The following is a 15,724-nucleotide window of genomic DNA, read 5'->3' as shown; positions in this document are numbered from 1 at the left end:
CATCACCGAAGAAAGCAGACGAAATGTCTCACCTGCTCGACTCCGTCGACTCCGCGTCGCTGCGCAGCGACGTCCCGGCCTTCCGTCCGGGTGACACCGTCAACGTCCACGTGCGCGTCATCGAGGGCAACCGCTCCCGTGTGCAGCAGTTCAAGGGCGTTGTGATCCGCCGCCAGGGCGCCGGTGTCCGCGAGACCTTCACGGTCCGCAAGGTCTCCTTCTCCGTCGGCGTCGAGCGCACCTTCCCGGTGCACACCCCGATCGTCGAGAAGATCGAGCTCGTCACCCGTGGTGACGTGCGTCGCGCCAAGCTGTACTACCTGCGCGACCTGCGCGGCAAGGCGGCGAAGATCAAGGAGAAGCGCGACAACTGATCGCGTGTCGCTGGTCGTGAGCCGTAGGCGAGCGAGCCAGTAAGAAGGTGCCAAAGCGGAGCCGGATAGCATCTGGCTCCGATGGACACCGAAGCACAGCCGACGGAGCGCGACCGCTCCTCCCGCCCTTCCGGATCCCAGGAGATCCCGGACACAGAGGGGCCGGAGGGACGGTCGCGTTTCTCGTTGGTGTCGCGGATCACCCAGTGGCTGCCCGGCGGACGGATCTCTTTGAGCCTGCTGGTCTGTCTGCTGTTTTTGCTGATCCTCAACACTTTCGTGGTGCAACCGTTCCAGATTCCCAGCGGATCCATGGAAAACGGGTTGAGGATCGGGGACCGCGTTCTCGTAAATAAGTTGGCGTACCGTTTCGGTGCCCGGCCGCAGCGCGGCGACGTCGTTGTGTTCGACGGCACCGGCTACTTCGGGGATGCCGACTACATCAAGCGCGTTGTGGGTGTGGGGGGAGACCATGTGGTCTGCTGCGACAAGGAGGGGAGGATCCAGGTGAACGGCAGGTCGGTCGACGAGTCGACGTTCCTGTACCCCGGTGACAGCCCGTCCACGGTGTCCTTCGACGTGGACGTGCCCGACGACACTCTGTTCGTCCTGGGTGACCACCGCAGCGACTCCAGCGACTCCCGCGACCATCTGGGTTCGCCCGGCGGCGGCATGATCCCCGTGGGCGACGTGATCGGCCGGGCCGACTGGATCATCTGGCCGGCCGGCCACCTCACCCGCCTGCAGCGCCCCGGTGCGTACGCGCGCGTGGCCGCCGCCGAAGGCTGGAGTGCCGCGGAGGCGAACGAGCCGGAAAAAGCGGCGGGCGCGCATGGGTAACCGCGGCAGGCCACGCGGTGTCCCGGGCAGCGCCGCCGACAACCTCCTGCCCACCGGCGCACGGCGCGCCGCCAGCCCGTCCGGTGGTCGCAGCCGCGCCGAGCGGCGCAAGCTCCAGCGCAAGGTCAAGCGGCGCCGCAGGAGTGGCGCGGTCAAGGAGATACCTCTCCTCGTGGGCGTGGCCGTCCTCATAGCGCTGGTCCTGAAGACCTTCCTCGTGCAGGCGTTCGTGATCCCGTCGGGCTCGATGGAGCAGACGATCCGCATCGGCGACCGCGTGCTGGTCGACAAGTTCACCCCGTGGTTCGGCTCCAAGCCGCAGCGCGGGGACGTCGTGGTGTTCAAGGATCCCGGCGGCTGGCTGAAGGACGAGACGACCACGACGAAGAAGGACGATCCCGTCGTCGTCAAGCAGGTCAAGGAGGCGCTCACCTTCATCGGCCTGCTCCCGTCCGACAACGAGAAGGACCTCATCAAGCGGGTCGTCGGTGTCGGCGGGGACCACGTCAAGTGCTGTGACACGCAGGGGCGGGTGACCGTCAACGGCGTACCCCTCAGCGAGGCGGACTATCTGTATCCGGGGAACGCCCCGTCGAACACGGAGTTCGACATCGTCGTCCCCGAGGGGCGGCTCTGGGTGATGGGCGACCACCGGGCCAACTCCGCGGACTCCCGCTCGCACCAGAACACCGACTACGGCGGCACCGTCTCCGAGGACGAGGTGGTGGGCCGCGCCATGGTCATCGCATGGCCGCTGGGCCACTGGAACAGTCTCAAGGAACCGCAAACCTTCTCTTCCGTGTCCGACTCGGCTTCCGGGACAGCCGCAGCTCCCCAGCTGTCGCATAGGGTTGCTCCAGACGATCCGAACGGAACGATCCAACTCCCGACCCCTGCGGAACTCCCGCTCGTTATGGGAGTGGTGGGCCTGCACCGTCTATGGGGCAGGCAGCGGCACAGAGTGAGGAGTTGGCGTGGGGGATGTGGCGGTTGGCGCACGGTCCGGACACGACGGCGAGGAGCACCGCGGACGCCCCGTGGAAGCCGCCGTCCCGGCCGCGGACGGCGCCGTGACCTCCGGGAGTGACGCCGGAGCGACCGACGACGGCAAGGCGACGGACGAGCAGAACCGGACCGAGGACCACGGATCGGGCGGCTCCGCGTCCGGGCCGCGCAAGCCACGCTCCTTCTGGAAGGAGCTGCCGATCCTGATCGGCATCGCGTTGGTGCTCGCGCTGCTGATCAAGACGTTCCTGGTGCAGGCGTTCTCGATTCCCTCCGACTCGATGCAGAACACCCTCCAGCAGGGTGACCGCGTCCTGGTGGACAAGTTCACCCCCTGGTTCGGCTCGGAGCCCGAGCGTGGTGAGGTGGTCGTCTTCCACGACCCCGACAACTGGCTGGCCGGTGAGCCCACGGCCAACCCGAACGCCCTGCAGACCTTCCTGAGCTGGATCGGCCTGATGCCGTCCGCGGAGGAGAAGGACCTCATCAAGCGCGTCATCGGCGTGGGCGGCGACACCGTGGAGTGCAACGGCACGGGCCCGCTGAAGGTCAACGGCAAGGCCCTGGACGACAAGTCGTTCGTGTACGCCGGCAACACACCGTGCACGGTCGACGACCAGGGCGGCCAGTTCAAGGTGAAGGTGCCCAAGGGCTACATCTGGGTCATGGGCGACCACCGGCAGAACTCGCGCGACTCGCGCTACAACCAGAACGACAAGAACCACGGCATGGTCCCCGTGGACCAGGTCGTCGGCCGTGCCATCGTCAAGGCCTGGCCGATCAACCGCTGGGGCACGCTGCCCGTCCCGGACACCTTCGACCAGACGGGCATCAACGACCGGTCCTCGGGCGCCACGTCCCTGACGGTCGCGCCGCAGGGAATCGCCCTCGTCGGTGTGGTGCCGCTCGCGGTGTGGCGCCGCAGGCGGGCCGCGCGGGCCGCGTCCGACAGCCGCTGAGGCACTGGCGTCCCGCCCGCCCGGTGAAGCCGCTGTGGAGCTTGTGACCTTGGTCGCGGAGGAAGGGCTGCCCCGGCTCGGTACCGCCGGGTAGGGTGCGGGTCCATGGGTGGCGAGAGCACTACGCGTACGGCCCCGCGCAGCGGTGGCATCAACAGGGGCCCGGTGGGCAGCCGGACCGGACAGCGGTTGTCCGGCCTGGCCGTCGCGCTGGGCCTCGTGCTGTTCCTGGCGGGATTCGGCTGGGCAGCGGTGATCTACCGGCCGTACACCGTGCCCACCACTTCGATGACCCCGACCATCGACGCCGGTGACCGGGTGCTGGCGCAGAACGTCGACGGTGATGAGGTACGACGGGGCGATGTCGTCGTCTTCCGTGACAGCACCTGGGTCGACAACGCCCCCGTGGTCAAGCGTGTGGTCGCGGTCGGCGGAGACAAGGTCTCCTGCTGCACGAACGGCAAGCTGACCGTCAACGGCAAGCAGATCGAGGAACCGTATCTGCCCAAGGGCAGCCTGGCCGAGAACACGGACTTCCCGACCGTGACGGTCCCGAAGGGGCGCCTCTTCCTGCTCGGTGACGAGCGCCAGGGCTCCCTGGACTCCACCGCCCATCTCACGGACGCCGCCAGGGGCACCGTCTCGAGGGACGCCGTGACCGCCCGTGTCGATGCCGTCATCTGGCCCATGGAGGGCATGCTGAAGCGCCCCACGGGCTTCGAGACGCTCGGCAGCCTCTCCGAGCCGGGACCGTTCCGTACGATCGGCGTCCTGATCGTCGTCGGCGGCGCGCTCGTCCTCGCCGGCGGTGCGTACGGCCCCGTGGCCAAGCTACTGGGCGGCCGCGGCCGCGCCCGGACGGAGCCCGCGGGTGCCCGCTGAGACGAGGGACGCGGGCGAGCAGTCGTGCGGGGATCCAGCCGTGGATTCTGGTGCTGACTCGTATCAAGGCGGGTTGCGCAAGGTCGCCCGGGTGGTTCTGCTCGACCCGGAGGACCGCATCCTGCTGTTGCACGGCCATGAGCCGGACGATCCGGCCGACGACTGGTGGTTCACGCCCGGCGGCGGCCTGGAGGGCGACGAGACCCGTGAACAGGCCGCTCTGCGGGAACTCGCCGAGGAGACGGGCATCACCGAGGTCGAGCTCGGCCCGGTGCTGTGGCGGCGGATGTGCTCCTTCCCGTTCGCGGGCCGCCGCTGGGACCAGGACGAGTGGTACTTCCTGGCCCGTACGACCCAGACGGCGATCGAGGCCGCGGGGCTCACCGAGCTGGAGCGGCGCAGTGTCGCCGGAGCGCGCTGGTGGACGTGTCGGGAACTGAGCCAGGCACATGAGACGGTGTATCCGACCAGACTCGCCGAGCTGCTGCGCAGGGTGCTCGACGAGGGTCCCCCGGCCAGGCCCGAGATCCTTGACACGGAAATCGTCTAGGTGCTCCCGGGACTGGCGCACAATGGTGGGATCGCACGGCTGAAGGGGAACATGCCATGAGCGCCGAGGACCTCGAGAAGTACGAGACCGAGATGGAGCTGAAGCTCTACCGGGAGTACCGCGATGTCGTCGGTCTGTTCAAATACGTGATCGAGACCGAGCGCCGCTTCTACCTGACCAACGACTACGAGATGCAGGTGCACTCGGTCCAGGGTGAGGTGTTCTTCGAGGTGTCCATGGCGGACGCCTGGGTCTGGGACATGTACCGGCCGGCGCGCTTCGTGAAGCAGGTCCGCGTCCTGACGTTCAAGGACGTGAACATCGAGGAGCTGAACAAGAGCGACCTCGAGCTGCCGGGCGGATGACGGTCCCCCGTCGGGGTGACGGAGATATCCACAACCGCTGAGTAATCAACCAAGATCCACTTCGCTGGGTCGGATGCGTGACGGTTGGCGCCGGAGGTGGTGCCGACATGAACACGCAGCAGGCACGCAGCGCACTCGGCAGGTACGGCGAGGGACTGGCCGCCCGGCGGCTGGCCGAGGCCGGAATGACGGTCCTGGAGCGCAACTGGCGCTGTGGCAGGACCGGTGAGATCGACATCGTGGCCCGGGACGGCGACGTCCTCGTGGTCTGCGAGGTCAAGACCCGCAGGGCAGGCCCCTTCCAGCATCCTCTGGAGGCGGTCACGCCGGCCAAGGCGCAGCGCCTGCGCGGCCTGGCGGAACGGTGGACGCAGGAGCACGGGGGAGCACCGCCCGGCGGTGTCCGCATCGACGTGGTCGCCGTGCTGCTGCCGCGCCGCGGCGCACCCGCGGTCGAGCACGTGCGGGGGGTGGCCTGAGATGGGGTTCGCGCGTACGTGCTCCGTGGCGCTGGTGGGCGTCGAGGGCGTGGTGGTGGAGGTTCAGGCGGATCTCGAACCGGGGGTCGCGGCGTTCACGCTGGTGGGGCTGCCGGACAAGAGCCTGACGGAGAGCCGTGACCGGGTGCGCGCGGCGGTGGTGAACTCGGGTGGCGAGTGGCCGCAGAAGAAGCTGACGGTCGGACTGAGCCCGGCGTCCGTGCCCAAGGCCGGCTCTGGTTTCGATCTTGCCGTCGCCTGTGCGGTGCTGGGTGCCGCCGAGCGCATCGACCCCCGCGTGCTCACCGACATCGTGATGATCGGCGAGCTGGGCCTCGACGGACGGGTGCGGCCCGTACGGGGCATCCTGCCTGCGGTGCTGGCCGCGGCGGACGCCGGATACGAGCAGGTGGTCGTGCCGGAGTGCGCCGCAGCCGAGGCTTCGCTCGTCCCCGGCGTGTCGGTGCTCGGTGTCCGCAGCCTGCGGCAGCTGATCGCCTTCCTGACCGACGAACCGGTGCCTGACGAGGAGCCCGACGCGCTGGGGCGCCCGGACCCGCTCCTGGCCGGACTGCGCGTGCCCGGGACGGGCGCGGCCACGGGCATGCACAGCCTCGGCGCCGCCCAGCACGACCAGGGACACGATCTCGCCGACGTCGTGGGCCAGATCTCGGCGCGCACCGCCGTGGAGGTGGCCGGCGCGGGCGGACACCACCTGTTCCTGGAAGGGCCGCCCGGCGCCGGCAAGACCATGCTCGCGGAGCGGCTGCCGGCCGTCCTGCCCCGGCTGGTGCGGGAGGAGTCGCTGGAGGTCACGGCGGTGCACTCGGTGGCCGGACTGCTGCCACCGGGCAAGCCCCTGATCGACACGGCGCCCTACTGCGCGCCGCACCACTCGGCCACCATGCAGGCACTCGTCGGCGGCGGCCCGGGCGTCGCGCGGCCCGGCGCCGTCTCGCTGGCCCATCGTGGAGTGCTCTTTCTCGACGAGACCCCCGAGTTCAGCAGCCAGGTTCTCGACGCCCTGCGCCAGCCACTGGAGGCGGGGCATGTCGTCATCGCCCGCAGCGCGGGTGTGGTGCGGTTCCCGGCGAGGTTCCTGATGGTGCTCGCGGCCAATCCGTGTCCCTGCGGACGCTTCTCGCAGCGGGACGCGCTGTGCGATTGCCCGCCCTCGGCCATTCGGCGCTACCAGGCCCGGATCTCGGGTCCGCTGCTGGACCGGGTCGATCTCCGGGTCGAGGTCGATCCGGTCAGCCGGGCCGAGCTCACGCGGCGCGGAGCGGCGGGCGAGTCCACGGCGACGGTCGCCGAGCGGGTGCGGGCGGCACGCGAGCGGGCGGCGGCGAGGTTCGCGGGAACGCCCTGGCGGACCAACAGCGAAGTGCCCGGGCGCGAACTGCGCAACCGCTGGCATGCGGTGAGCGGTGCGATGGACGAGGCCGAGCGGAACCTGGAGCGAGGTGTGCTCACCGCCCGCGGACTCGACCGTGTCCTGCGCGTCGCCTGGACCGTCGCGGACCTCGTCGGCCACGACCGGCCCGACGCGACGGACGTCGCGCTCGCGCTGCAACTGCGCACCGGTGTCCCGCGCGGTGTGCCGATGGCCATCGGAGCCCTGACGTGAGCGGCGGCGAGGCTCCCGACGGCGACCTGCTTGCCCGCGTCTTCCTCACCCGGGTCATCGAGCCCGGGGACGAGATCGGCGGGCGGTGGGTGCGGGAGCTCGGGGCGCGGGAGGTGGCGCGGCGGCTGCGGGACGGCGGGCCCGCGCTGCCCGGGGCGAGCGCGCAACGGTGGGCCGGGCTGCGGGCGCGGGCCGGGCGGGCCGAGCCCGCGCGGGACCTGGCCGTCGCACGGGAGGCCGGTGTGCGGTTCGTGGGACCCGGGGAGGCCGAGTGGCCGGGCCAGCTCGACGACCTGGGCGATGCCCGGCCCCTCGGACTGTGGGTGAGAGGACGGCCCAGCCTGCGGGTGTGGGCGCTGCGCTCGGTCGCCCTGGTGGGCGCACGGGCCTGCACCCAGTACGGCGCCCACATGGCGGCCGCGCTCGCCGCAGGACTCGCAGAGCGCGGCTGGGTGGTGGTCTCCGGCGGTGCCTACGGCATCGACGGGGCCGCCCACCGGGGCGCCCTCGGCGCCGGTGGGGCCACCGTCGCCGTCCTCGCCTGCGGAGTCGACCAGCCCTACCCGCGCGGACACACCGGGTTGATCACCAGGATCGCGGAACAGGGACTGGTGATCGGGGAACTGCCGCCCGGTGATCATCCGACGCCGAGCCGGTTCGTCCTGCGGAACCGGGTGATCGCCGCGCTGACCAGGGGAACCGTGGTCGTCGAGGCGGCGTATCGCAGCGGCTCGCTGGTCACGGCGCGGGCGGCGCAACGGCTGGGCCGGCACACCATGGCGGTACCGGGACCGGCCACCAGCGGGCTCTCCGCGGGCGCGCACGAGCTCCTGCGCGGCGACGCGGTACTGGTCACGGACGCCGCGGAAATCGTCGAGCTGATCGGCGACATGGGGGAGCTCGCGCCGGACCGGCGCGGCCCGGTGCTCCCACGCGACCTGCTGGAACCCGGCGCCCGGCAGGTGCTGGCCGCGCTGCCCGCACGCCGGGCCGCGGCCGCGGACGAGGTCGCCCGCGGCGCGCAGACGACCGAGGACGACGCGATCGCGAGACTGTACGAACTGCGGGCACTTGGCTACGTCGAACGACACGGCGACGGCTGGAAGTTGACACGCGAGTCGATGATCGCCGTCCGGGGTGGCCGCAGCCCGTGCTGATCGAGCGTGTTCGGCCGTCCGGGGGAACCTCGAAGCCCTTGCGAATTCCCGCAGTTGACCCCCCTTCGGCAGTCACGCAGGGCGATCGCCGTGCTTCGACGGAGCGTTCAGAGGAACGTATCTCCGCACGGCTCGAGCCCCGCTCTTCGCGCACCGCGACGCTCCAGTCACGCTACGCTCACAAGGTTCCCGACACGGACCACCAACTTGGCACGAGACCCGACACGCGAAACCTCACAGCTCACCCAGTCACGTCACTCCTGGTTCACGTACTTCACGGCAGAACGGCACAAGGCGACGAATGCCCCAGCACACCTCCGGGTCCGACCGGGCGGCGATTACCCCAGCCGCCCGCGACGGTGGCAGCGTGCGGCCGCCCGCTCCCTCGACGCTCGACGAGCTGTGGCGGTCCTACAAGGCGACGGGGGACGAGCGGCTGCGGGAGCAGCTGATCCTGCACTACTCGCCGCTGGTCAAGTACGTGGCGGGGCGGGTGAGCGTCGGGCTGCCGCCCAACGTGGAGCAGGCGGACTTCGTGTCGTCGGGAGTGTTCGGGCTGATCGACGCGATCGAGAAGTTCGATGTCGACCGGGAGATCAAGTTCGAGACGTACGCGATCACGCGGATCCGGGGCGCGATGATCGACGAGCTGCGGGCACTGGACTGGATTCCGCGGTCGGTCCGGCAGAAGGCGCGGAACGTGGAGCGGGCCTACGCGACGCTGGAGGCCAGGCTGCGGCGGACACCGACGGAGGGTGAGGTGGCCGGCGAGCTGGGGATCGCGGTGGACGAACTCCACGCGGTGTTCAGTCAGTTGTCGCTGGCGAACGTGGTGGCCCTGGAGGAGTTGCTGCACGTCGGCGGCGAGGGCGGCGACCGGCTGAGCCTCATGGACACGCTGGAGGACACCGCCGCCGACAATCCCGTGGAAGTGGCCGAGGACCGGGAGCTGCGGCGATTCCTGGCGCGGGCGATCAACACCCTGCCCGACCGGGAGAAGACCGTCGTCACGCTGTACTACTACGAGGGCCTCACGCTCGCCGAGATCGGGAACGTGCTCGGGGTGACCGAGAGCCGGGTCAGCCAGATCCACACCAAGTCCGTGCTCCAGCTGCGCGCGAAACTGGCGGGCTTCGGTCGGTGACCTGGCCGGATGAGGGCGCGTCGACGGGAGTCGTTCCCGCCGGGGGTAGCGCGTCCGTAGAGTGGTTGACGTGCCAAGGATTCGAGCGGCCTCCGTGGCCGAGCACCGATCGATGCAGCGAGCCGCCCTGCTGGACGCGGCACGGTCCCTGCTGTCCGAGGGCGGGACGGAGGCTCTGACCTTTCCCGCCCTCGCCGAGCGGACGGGGCTCGCGCGCTCGTCCGTCTACGAGTACTTCCGGTCGCGGGCGGCCGTGGTCGAGGAGCTGTGCGAGGTCGACTTCCCGGTCTGGGCGGCGGAGGTGTCGGCGGCGATGGCCGCGGCCGACGGGCCCGAGGCCAAGGTCGAGGCGTATGTGCGGCAGCAGCTCGCGCTGGTCGGGGATCGGCGGCACCGGGCCGTGGTGGCGATTTCCGCGAGTGAGCTCGATGCGGGCGCCAGGGAGAAGATCCGGGCCGCGCACGGTGGGCTCGTGGCGATGATCGTCGAGGCGTTGGGGGAGATGGGGCACGCGGAGCCGCGGTTGGCGGCGATGCTGCTTCAGGGGGTCGTCGACGCGGCGGTGCGGCGGATCGAATTGGGGGCGGCGGAAGATCCGTCCGCGATCACTGATGCGGCGGTGGGAATGGCGCTGCGGGGGGTTCGCGGCTGAGCCCGGTCGGTCTGCTGAGGGATGGGGCGCGCAGCTTGCGGGGTGCCTCCCCGCTCCCGGCTCCGCTCGAGCGGGGGTCGCCCATCGTCCGCCCCTGCCGCACCGGCCCGCAGGCTCGCAGGTCAACGGGGCAGCGGCACGCCCAGCACCGGCAGCAGCCTCGACGGGCCCCGGTGCAACAGCCACGGTGGTAACAGGGACAGGGGATTGAGGTAGGTCTCCTTCCTCAGCAGGCCCCAGTGCAGGCACGTGGCCGTGCAGTGCCCGCCCGTCGCCTCCACCGTGCCGACCACGTCTCCCGGCTCCAGCTCGTCGCCCTTCCCCACGGACGGCCGAACCGGCTCGTAGGTCGTCCGTAGGGGTGGATCGCCCGTTCCCGCCAGTTCCACCGAGACGACACCCTGTCCGGCGACCCGGCCCGAGAAGGTCACCCGGCCGGCCGCCACCGCCCGTACGGGTGTTCCTGCCGGGGCCGCCAGGTCGACGCCGCGGTGGCCGGGTCCGTAGACCGTCGCCGGTGGCTCCCAGCCGCGTAGGACCATGGGCGGCGAGCCCACCGGCCAGGCGTGGGCCACGGCGGGCACGGGGTCCGTCGGTGGGGGCGGGGCGTCCGCGCGGGCCGGCGGGGGCAGGACGGCAAGCGTCAAGGCGGGCAGAAACGCCCATCGCTTCGTTCGCATCCGAGACATGCGAGAACCGTCCCGCAGACCGGCCGGTCAGGGGCGGGACCTGTGGACTACTCGCCGGTTGTGGACAGCGGCGTCAGCCGCTGCCTCGCCGGTCCCGTACACTTCTTCTGGCGATCCGGGTCACCGGGTCGACTTCGCACGCCCCGATATGGCGGCCGGCAACGGTCCCTGTCAGCGCCCCTCGGTCCTTTGTGGCACGGCGCGGTGCGGGCGTCAGGCGTGGATGCCGTCCGGCATCCGCGGCACAACCGAGAAACTCAAGGAGAACGGCCATGGCCGTCGTCACGATGCGGGAGCTGCTGGAAAGCGGCGTCCACTTCGGTCACCAGACCCGTCGCTGGAACCCGAAGATGAAGCGCTTCATCTTCACCGAGCGCAACGGCATCTACATCATCGACCTGCTCCAGTCGCTGTCGTACATCGACCGCGCCTACGAGTTCGTCAAGGAGACCGTCGCCCACGGCGGCACGGTCATGTTCGTCGGCACGAAGAAGCAGGCGCAGGAGGCCATCGCCGAGCAGGCCACCCGCGTCGGCATGCCCTTCGTCAACCAGCGCTGGCTGGGCGGCATGCTCACCAACTTCTCGACCGTCTACAAGCGTCTGCAGCGCCTCAAGGAGCTCGAGCAGATCGACTTCGAGGACGTCGCCGCTTCCGGTCTGACCAAGAAGGAGCTTCTCGTGCTCTCGCGCGAGAAGGCCAAGCTGGAGAAGACCCTCGGTGGTATCCGCGAGATGCAGAAGGTGCCCAGCGCCGTCTGGATCGTGGACACCAAGAAGGAGCACATCGCGGTCGGTGAGGCCCGGAAGCTCAACATCCCGGTCGTCGCCATCCTCGACACCAACTGCGACCCCGACGAGGTCGACTACAAGATCCCGGGCAACGACGACGCGATCCGCTCCGTCACCCTGCTCACCCGTGTGATCGCCGACGCCGTCGCCGAGGGCCTCATCGCCCGTTCCGGCGTGGCCACGGAGGGCAAGGGCGAGAAGGGCGCGGGCGAGCCGCTCGCCGCGTGGGAGCGCGACCTGCTCGAGGGCGAGAAGAAGGCCGACGAGGCCGAGGCCCCCGCCGCCGAGGCCCCTGCTGCTGAGGCCCCCGCCGAGGCTCCGGCCGCCGAGACCCCGGCCGCGGACGCCGAGCAGGCCTGACCCCTCACACCCCTTCGGGTCATGGACGGCGGGGGCCCACGAAGCCCCCGCCGTTCGGCCCGTAGATCTTCAGACTCGAGAGAGATTCCAGGAATCATGGCGAACTACACCGCCGCCGACGTCAAGAAGCTCCGTGAGCTCACCGGCGCCGGCATGATGGACTGCAAGAAGGCGCTGGACGAGGCCGAGGGCAACGTCGACAAGGCCGTCGAGGCGCTCCGTATCAAGGGCCAGAAGGGCGTCGCCAAGCGCGAGGGCCGCTCCGCCGAGAACGGCGCCGTGGTCTCGATCATCGCCGACGACAACTCCTCCGGCGTCCTCGTCGAGCTGAAGTGCGAGACGGACTTCGTCGCCAAGGGCGAGAAGTTCCAGGCCGTGGCCGCCGCCATCGCCGAGCACGTCGCCAAGACCTCCCCGGCCGACATCGAGGCGCTCCTCGCCTCCGAGATCGAGCCCGGCAAGACCGTCCAGGCGTTCGTGGACGAGGCCAACGCGAACCTGGGCGAGAAGATCGTCCTGGACCGCTTCGCGCAGTTCGCCGACGGCTACGTGGCGGCGTACATGCACCGCACGATGCCCGACCTGCCCCCGCAGATCGGTGTCCTCGTCGAGCTGGACAAGCCGAACGCCGAGGTCGCCCGCGGTGTCGCCCAGCACATCGCCGCCTTCGCGCCGAAGTACCTCGCCCAGGAGGACGTCCCGGCCGAGGTCGTCGAGTCCGAGCGCCGCATCGCCGAGGAGACCACCCGCGCCGAGGGCAAGCCCGAGGCCGCGATCGCCAAGATCGTCGAGGGTCGCCTCAACGGCTTCTTCAAGGACGCCACGCTGCTCGGCCAGCCGTACGCGCTCGACAACAAGAAGTCGGTCCAGAAGGTCCTGGACGAGGCGGGTGTCACCCTGAAGCGCTTCACGCGCATCAAGGTCGGCATCTGAGTCCGTACAGCGATCGGCGCGCGACTCCTGGCGGTCTTTCGCTAGGGTCGACATCAGTCGTCCGCGTACGGCGTCGTCACGCACGCGCGTGACGGACGACAGCAGATCTGACGAGGAGGCCATTGCCGCGCATGGGTTGCGAACGACACCCCACCGGCAATGGCCTTCTTCGTATGTGCAACACGTGAAAGAGGCGGGATCTCCATGACCACCAAGGCCCAGACGAGCGACGACGGCAAAGTAGGCGGCCGGTTTCTGCTGAAGCTGTCCGGAGAGGCTTTCGCCGGTGGCGGGGGCCTGGGTGTGGACCCCGACGTGGTGCACAAGATCGCCCGCGAGATCGCGGCGGTCGTCCGCGACGGGGCACAGATCGCGGTCGTCATCGGCGGCGGCAACTTCTTCCGCGGCGCCGAACTGCAGCAGCGCGGCATGGACCGCGCCCGCTCCGACTACATGGGCATGCTCGGCACCGTGATGAACTGCCTCGCCCTCCAGGACTTCCTGGAGAAGGAGGGCATCGACAGCCGGGTCCAGACCGCCATCACCATGGGCCAGGTCGCCGAGCCGTACATCCCGCTGCGCGCCGTGCGGCACCTGGAGAAGGGCCGCGTGGTCATCTTCGGCGCCGGTATGGGCATGCCGTACTTCTCCACCGACACCACCGCCGCGCAGCGAGCCCTGGAGATCGACGCCGAGGCCCTGCTGATGGGCAAGAACGGCGTGGACGGGGTCTACGACTCCGACCCGAAGGCAAACCCGGACGCGGTCAAGTTCGACGCCCTCGGCTACGGCGAGGTCATCACCCGCGAGCTGAAGGTCGCCGACGCCACCGCCATCACGCTGTGCCGCGACAACAAGCTCCCGATCCTGGTCTTCGAGCTTCTGGCGGAGGGCAATATCGCGCGCGCCGTCAAGGGTGAGAAGATCGGCACGCTCGTGGGTGACCAGGGCAGCCGGGCCTGACCGGAGCACCACCCCGTCCACGGGGACGGCACCTGTCCGGGGGACGGACGGGACGGACCCTGGCTGGGGGATGGACAATGTCCTGCCGGTCGGGAACCGTGCAGGAAGAAGACGCGACGCAGCCGGCGGTCGGCCCCGACAGGGAACCGCAGCCGGGCCTACTCAAGACACGCAGGAGCAAGTGGTGATCGAAGAGACCCTCCTCGAGGCCGAGGAGAAGATGGAGAAGGCCGTCGTGGTCGCCAAGGAGGACTTCGCCGCGATCCGCACCGGCCGTGCGCACCCGGCGATGTTCAACAAGATCGTGGCCGACTACTACGGCGCGTTGACGCCGATCAACCAGCTGGCCTCGTTCTCCGTGCCGGAGCCGCGCATGGCCGTCGTGACCCCGTTCGACAAGAGCGCGCTGCGCAACATCGAGCAGGCGATCCGCGACTCCGACCTGGGCGTCAACCCGAGCAACGACGGCAACATCATCCGCGTGGTGTTCCCCGAGCTCACCGAGGAGCGCCGCAAGGACTACATCAAGGTCGCCAAGACCAAGGGCGAGGACGCCAAGGTCTCGATCCGTTCCGTCCGCCGCAAGGCCAAGGACGCGATCGACAAGCTGATCAAGGACGGCGAGGTCGGCGAGGACGAGGGCCGCCGTGCCGAGAAGGAGCTCGACGACACCACCGCGAAGTACGTCGCCCAGGTGGACGAGCTCCTGAAGCACAAGGAAGCGGAGCTGCTCGAGGTCTGATGAACGACTCTTCCTGGGGAGCGCCGCCACAAGCCGGGTACTGGGGGCCGTCCGACCAGGGGCCTGTCCAGGGGGCTGCCCCGGCGGGTCCCGCGTACGATGCGCCTGAGGCGCAGCACACCCGCCCCATGCCCATCGTGCCCGGCGTACCCGCGTATGGCGGAGACCAGGATGACGACCGGGGGGCCGCTCGGCTGGGCGGCCTCCCGTTCCGAGACGAGACGTTCCGCGACGAGACCCCGTCGGCCCAGCCCTATGCGGCGGTGCCGCAGAATCCGGATCCCATGCCCGACGCCCCTCAGCCGGCGCCCGCACCACAGAAGAAGAGCGCGGGCCGTGACCTGAGCGCGGCCATAGGCGTCGGTGTCGGGCTCGGCGCAGTGATCATCGCGGCCCTGTTCGTCGTCAAGGCCGTGTTCGTGGGCGTGATAGCGGTCGCCGTCGTCGTCGGCCTGTGGGAGCTGACCAGCCGGCTCGAGGAACGCAAGGGCATCAAGGCGCCCCTCGTTCCGCTGGCGCTGGGCGGTGCGGCGATGGTCGTCGCCGGCTACGTCAGCGGAGCGGACGGCGCGTGGGTCGCCATGGCGCTCACCGCCTTGGCCGTGCTCGTCTGGCGGATGACGGAGCCGCCGGAGGGCTATCTCAAGGACGTCACGGCGGGAGTCTTCGCCGCCTTCTACGTGCCGTTCCTGGCCACGTTCGTGGCGATGATGCTGACCGCGCAGGACGGTGCGTGGCGCGTCCTGACGTTCCTGCTGCTGACGGTGGTCAGCGACACGGGCGCGTACGCCGTCGGCTGGCGGTTCGGCAAGCACAAGCTGGCGCCGCGCATCAGCCCTGGCAAGACCCGTGAGGGGCTGCTCGGCGCGGTGTCGTTCGCCATGGTCGCGGGCGCGCTGTGCATGCAGTTCCTGATCGACGACGGCGCCTGGTGGCAGGGGCTGCTCCTGGGCCTCGCGGTGGCCGCCAGCGCGACGCTCGGCGACCTCGGCGAGTCCATGATCAAGCGGGACCTGGGCATCAAGGACATGGGCACGCTGCTTCCCGGTCACGGCGGCATCATGGACCGGCTGGACTCACTGCTGCCGACGGCTCCCGTGGTGTGGCTGCTGCTCGTGATCTTCGTGGGGGCCGGCTGACGGTCGCTCCCCCTGCGTCCGCGCACCTTCGCAACCACCCCTTCCGTACCTATGATCACCAGGCTGTGATCTG

At 70.0% G+C, this 15,724-nt stretch carries 18 protein-coding genes; 17 read left to right on the top strand and 1 reads right to left on the bottom strand.

Annotation, left to right across the window (positions count from 1 at the left end):
- Nucleotides 1-23: 23 nt before the first annotated feature.
- The 12 genes from rplS (at nucleotide 24) to ACFY16_RS28530 (ending at nucleotide 10,034) form a co-directional block, all read left to right on the top strand.
- On the top strand, nucleotides 24-374 hold the full coding sequence (gene rplS, locus ACFY16_RS28585) for a 50S ribosomal protein L19 (RefSeq protein WP_067026952.1): 351 nt from the start codon (nucleotides 24-26) through the stop codon (nucleotides 372-374).
- 81 nt (nucleotides 375-455) lie between these two features.
- Nucleotides 456-1,214, top strand: a complete 759-nt coding sequence (lepB, locus tag ACFY16_RS28580; RefSeq protein WP_390650060.1) for a signal peptidase I — start codon at nucleotides 456-458, stop codon at nucleotides 1,212-1,214.
- On the top strand, nucleotides 1,207-2,301 hold the full coding sequence (gene lepB / locus ACFY16_RS28575; RefSeq protein ID WP_390650059.1) for a signal peptidase I: 1,095 nt from the start codon (nucleotides 1,207-1,209) through the stop codon (nucleotides 2,299-2,301). Before lepB (ACFY16_RS28580) ends, lepB (ACFY16_RS28575) begins: the two co-directional genes overlap by 8 nt.
- Nucleotides 2,189-3,178: a signal peptidase I gene (lepB, locus tag ACFY16_RS28570; protein ID WP_390650058.1), complete on the top strand. Its 990-nt coding sequence runs from the start codon at nucleotides 2,189-2,191 to the stop codon at nucleotides 3,176-3,178. Before lepB (ACFY16_RS28575) ends, lepB (ACFY16_RS28570) begins: the two co-directional genes overlap by 113 nt.
- 105 nt (nucleotides 3,179-3,283) lie before the next feature.
- Complete coding sequence (gene lepB, locus ACFY16_RS28565; RefSeq protein WP_390650057.1) at nucleotides 3,284-4,060, top strand: signal peptidase I; 777 nt, start codon at nucleotides 3,284-3,286, stop codon at nucleotides 4,058-4,060.
- Between the two features lie 40 nt (nucleotides 4,061-4,100).
- The gene (locus tag ACFY16_RS28560) at nucleotides 4,101-4,610 is read left to right on the top strand and encodes an NUDIX hydrolase (protein ID WP_390650056.1); all 510 of its coding nucleotides are present in this window, start codon (nucleotides 4,101-4,103) and stop codon (nucleotides 4,608-4,610) included.
- Nucleotides 4,611-4,666: 56 nt separating this feature from the next.
- Nucleotides 4,667-4,975 carry a DUF2469 domain-containing protein gene (locus ACFY16_RS28555; protein WP_003965949.1) on the top strand — a complete coding sequence of 103 codons (309 nt, stop codon included), beginning with the start codon at nucleotides 4,667-4,669 and terminating at the stop codon, nucleotides 4,973-4,975.
- Nucleotides 4,976-5,052: 77 nt separating this feature from the next.
- A complete protein-coding gene (locus tag ACFY16_RS28550) occupies nucleotides 5,053-5,454 on the top strand; it encodes a YraN family protein (protein ID WP_390650055.1) in 402 nt (133 codons plus the stop codon).
- A 1-nt stretch (nucleotide 5,455) separates the two neighbouring features.
- Nucleotides 5,456-7,081 carry a YifB family Mg chelatase-like AAA ATPase gene (locus tag ACFY16_RS28545; protein ID WP_390650054.1) on the top strand — a complete coding sequence of 542 codons (1,626 nt, stop codon included), beginning with the start codon at nucleotides 5,456-5,458 and terminating at the stop codon, nucleotides 7,079-7,081.
- Entirely contained in the window at nucleotides 7,078-8,238 is a 1,161-nt protein-coding gene (gene dprA, locus ACFY16_RS28540; RefSeq protein ID WP_390650053.1) for a DNA-processing protein DprA, read from the top strand. Before ACFY16_RS28545 ends, dprA begins: the two co-directional genes overlap by 4 nt.
- A gap of 301 nt (nucleotides 8,239-8,539) precedes the next feature.
- Nucleotides 8,540-9,382, top strand: a complete 843-nt coding sequence (gene whiG, locus ACFY16_RS28535; protein WP_390650052.1) for an RNA polymerase sigma factor WhiG — start codon at nucleotides 8,540-8,542, stop codon at nucleotides 9,380-9,382.
- Nucleotides 9,383-9,476: 94 nt separating this feature from the next.
- Entirely contained in the window at nucleotides 9,477-10,034 is a 558-nt protein-coding gene (locus ACFY16_RS28530) for a TetR/AcrR family transcriptional regulator (RefSeq protein ID WP_390650121.1), read from the top strand.
- 122 nt (nucleotides 10,035-10,156) lie between these two features.
- Here ACFY16_RS28530 and ACFY16_RS28525 read toward each other — a convergent pair whose 3' ends face one another.
- Nucleotides 10,157-10,714 (bottom strand): M23 family metallopeptidase, encoded by a 558-nt coding sequence (locus ACFY16_RS28525; RefSeq protein ID WP_390650051.1) that lies wholly within the window; start codon nucleotides 10,712-10,714, stop codon nucleotides 10,157-10,159.
- A 281-nt stretch (nucleotides 10,715-10,995) separates the two neighbouring features.
- Here ACFY16_RS28525 and rpsB point away from each other — a divergent pair, with 281 nt between their 5' ends.
- The 5 genes from rpsB (at nucleotide 10,996) to ACFY16_RS28500 (ending at nucleotide 15,651) form a co-directional block, all read left to right on the top strand.
- Nucleotides 10,996-11,874: a 30S ribosomal protein S2 gene (gene rpsB, locus ACFY16_RS28520; protein WP_390650050.1), complete on the top strand. Its 879-nt coding sequence runs from the start codon at nucleotides 10,996-10,998 to the stop codon at nucleotides 11,872-11,874.
- 96 nt (nucleotides 11,875-11,970) lie between these two features.
- Complete coding sequence (tsf, locus tag ACFY16_RS28515; RefSeq protein ID WP_390650049.1) at nucleotides 11,971-12,807, top strand: translation elongation factor Ts; 837 nt, start codon at nucleotides 11,971-11,973, stop codon at nucleotides 12,805-12,807.
- A 204-nt stretch (nucleotides 12,808-13,011) separates the two neighbouring features.
- The gene (pyrH, locus tag ACFY16_RS28510) at nucleotides 13,012-13,770 is read left to right on the top strand and encodes a UMP kinase (protein WP_390650048.1); all 759 of its coding nucleotides are present in this window, start codon (nucleotides 13,012-13,014) and stop codon (nucleotides 13,768-13,770) included.
- 184 nt (nucleotides 13,771-13,954) lie between these two features.
- Nucleotides 13,955-14,512, top strand: a complete 558-nt coding sequence (frr, locus tag ACFY16_RS28505) for a ribosome recycling factor (RefSeq protein WP_010984060.1) — start codon at nucleotides 13,955-13,957, stop codon at nucleotides 14,510-14,512.
- Nucleotides 14,512-15,651: a phosphatidate cytidylyltransferase gene (locus ACFY16_RS28500; protein WP_390650047.1), complete on the top strand. Its 1,140-nt coding sequence runs from the start codon at nucleotides 14,512-14,514 to the stop codon at nucleotides 15,649-15,651. Before frr ends, ACFY16_RS28500 begins: the two co-directional genes overlap by 1 nt.
- The last annotated feature ends 73 nt before the right edge of the window (nucleotides 15,652-15,724 follow it).

Source organism: Streptomyces sp. NPDC001315 (genome assembly GCF_042896175.1).
Lineage (GTDB): Bacteria > Actinomycetota > Actinomycetes > Streptomycetales > Streptomycetaceae > Streptomyces.
This window is presented reverse-complemented; position numbering and strand designations above follow the sequence as displayed.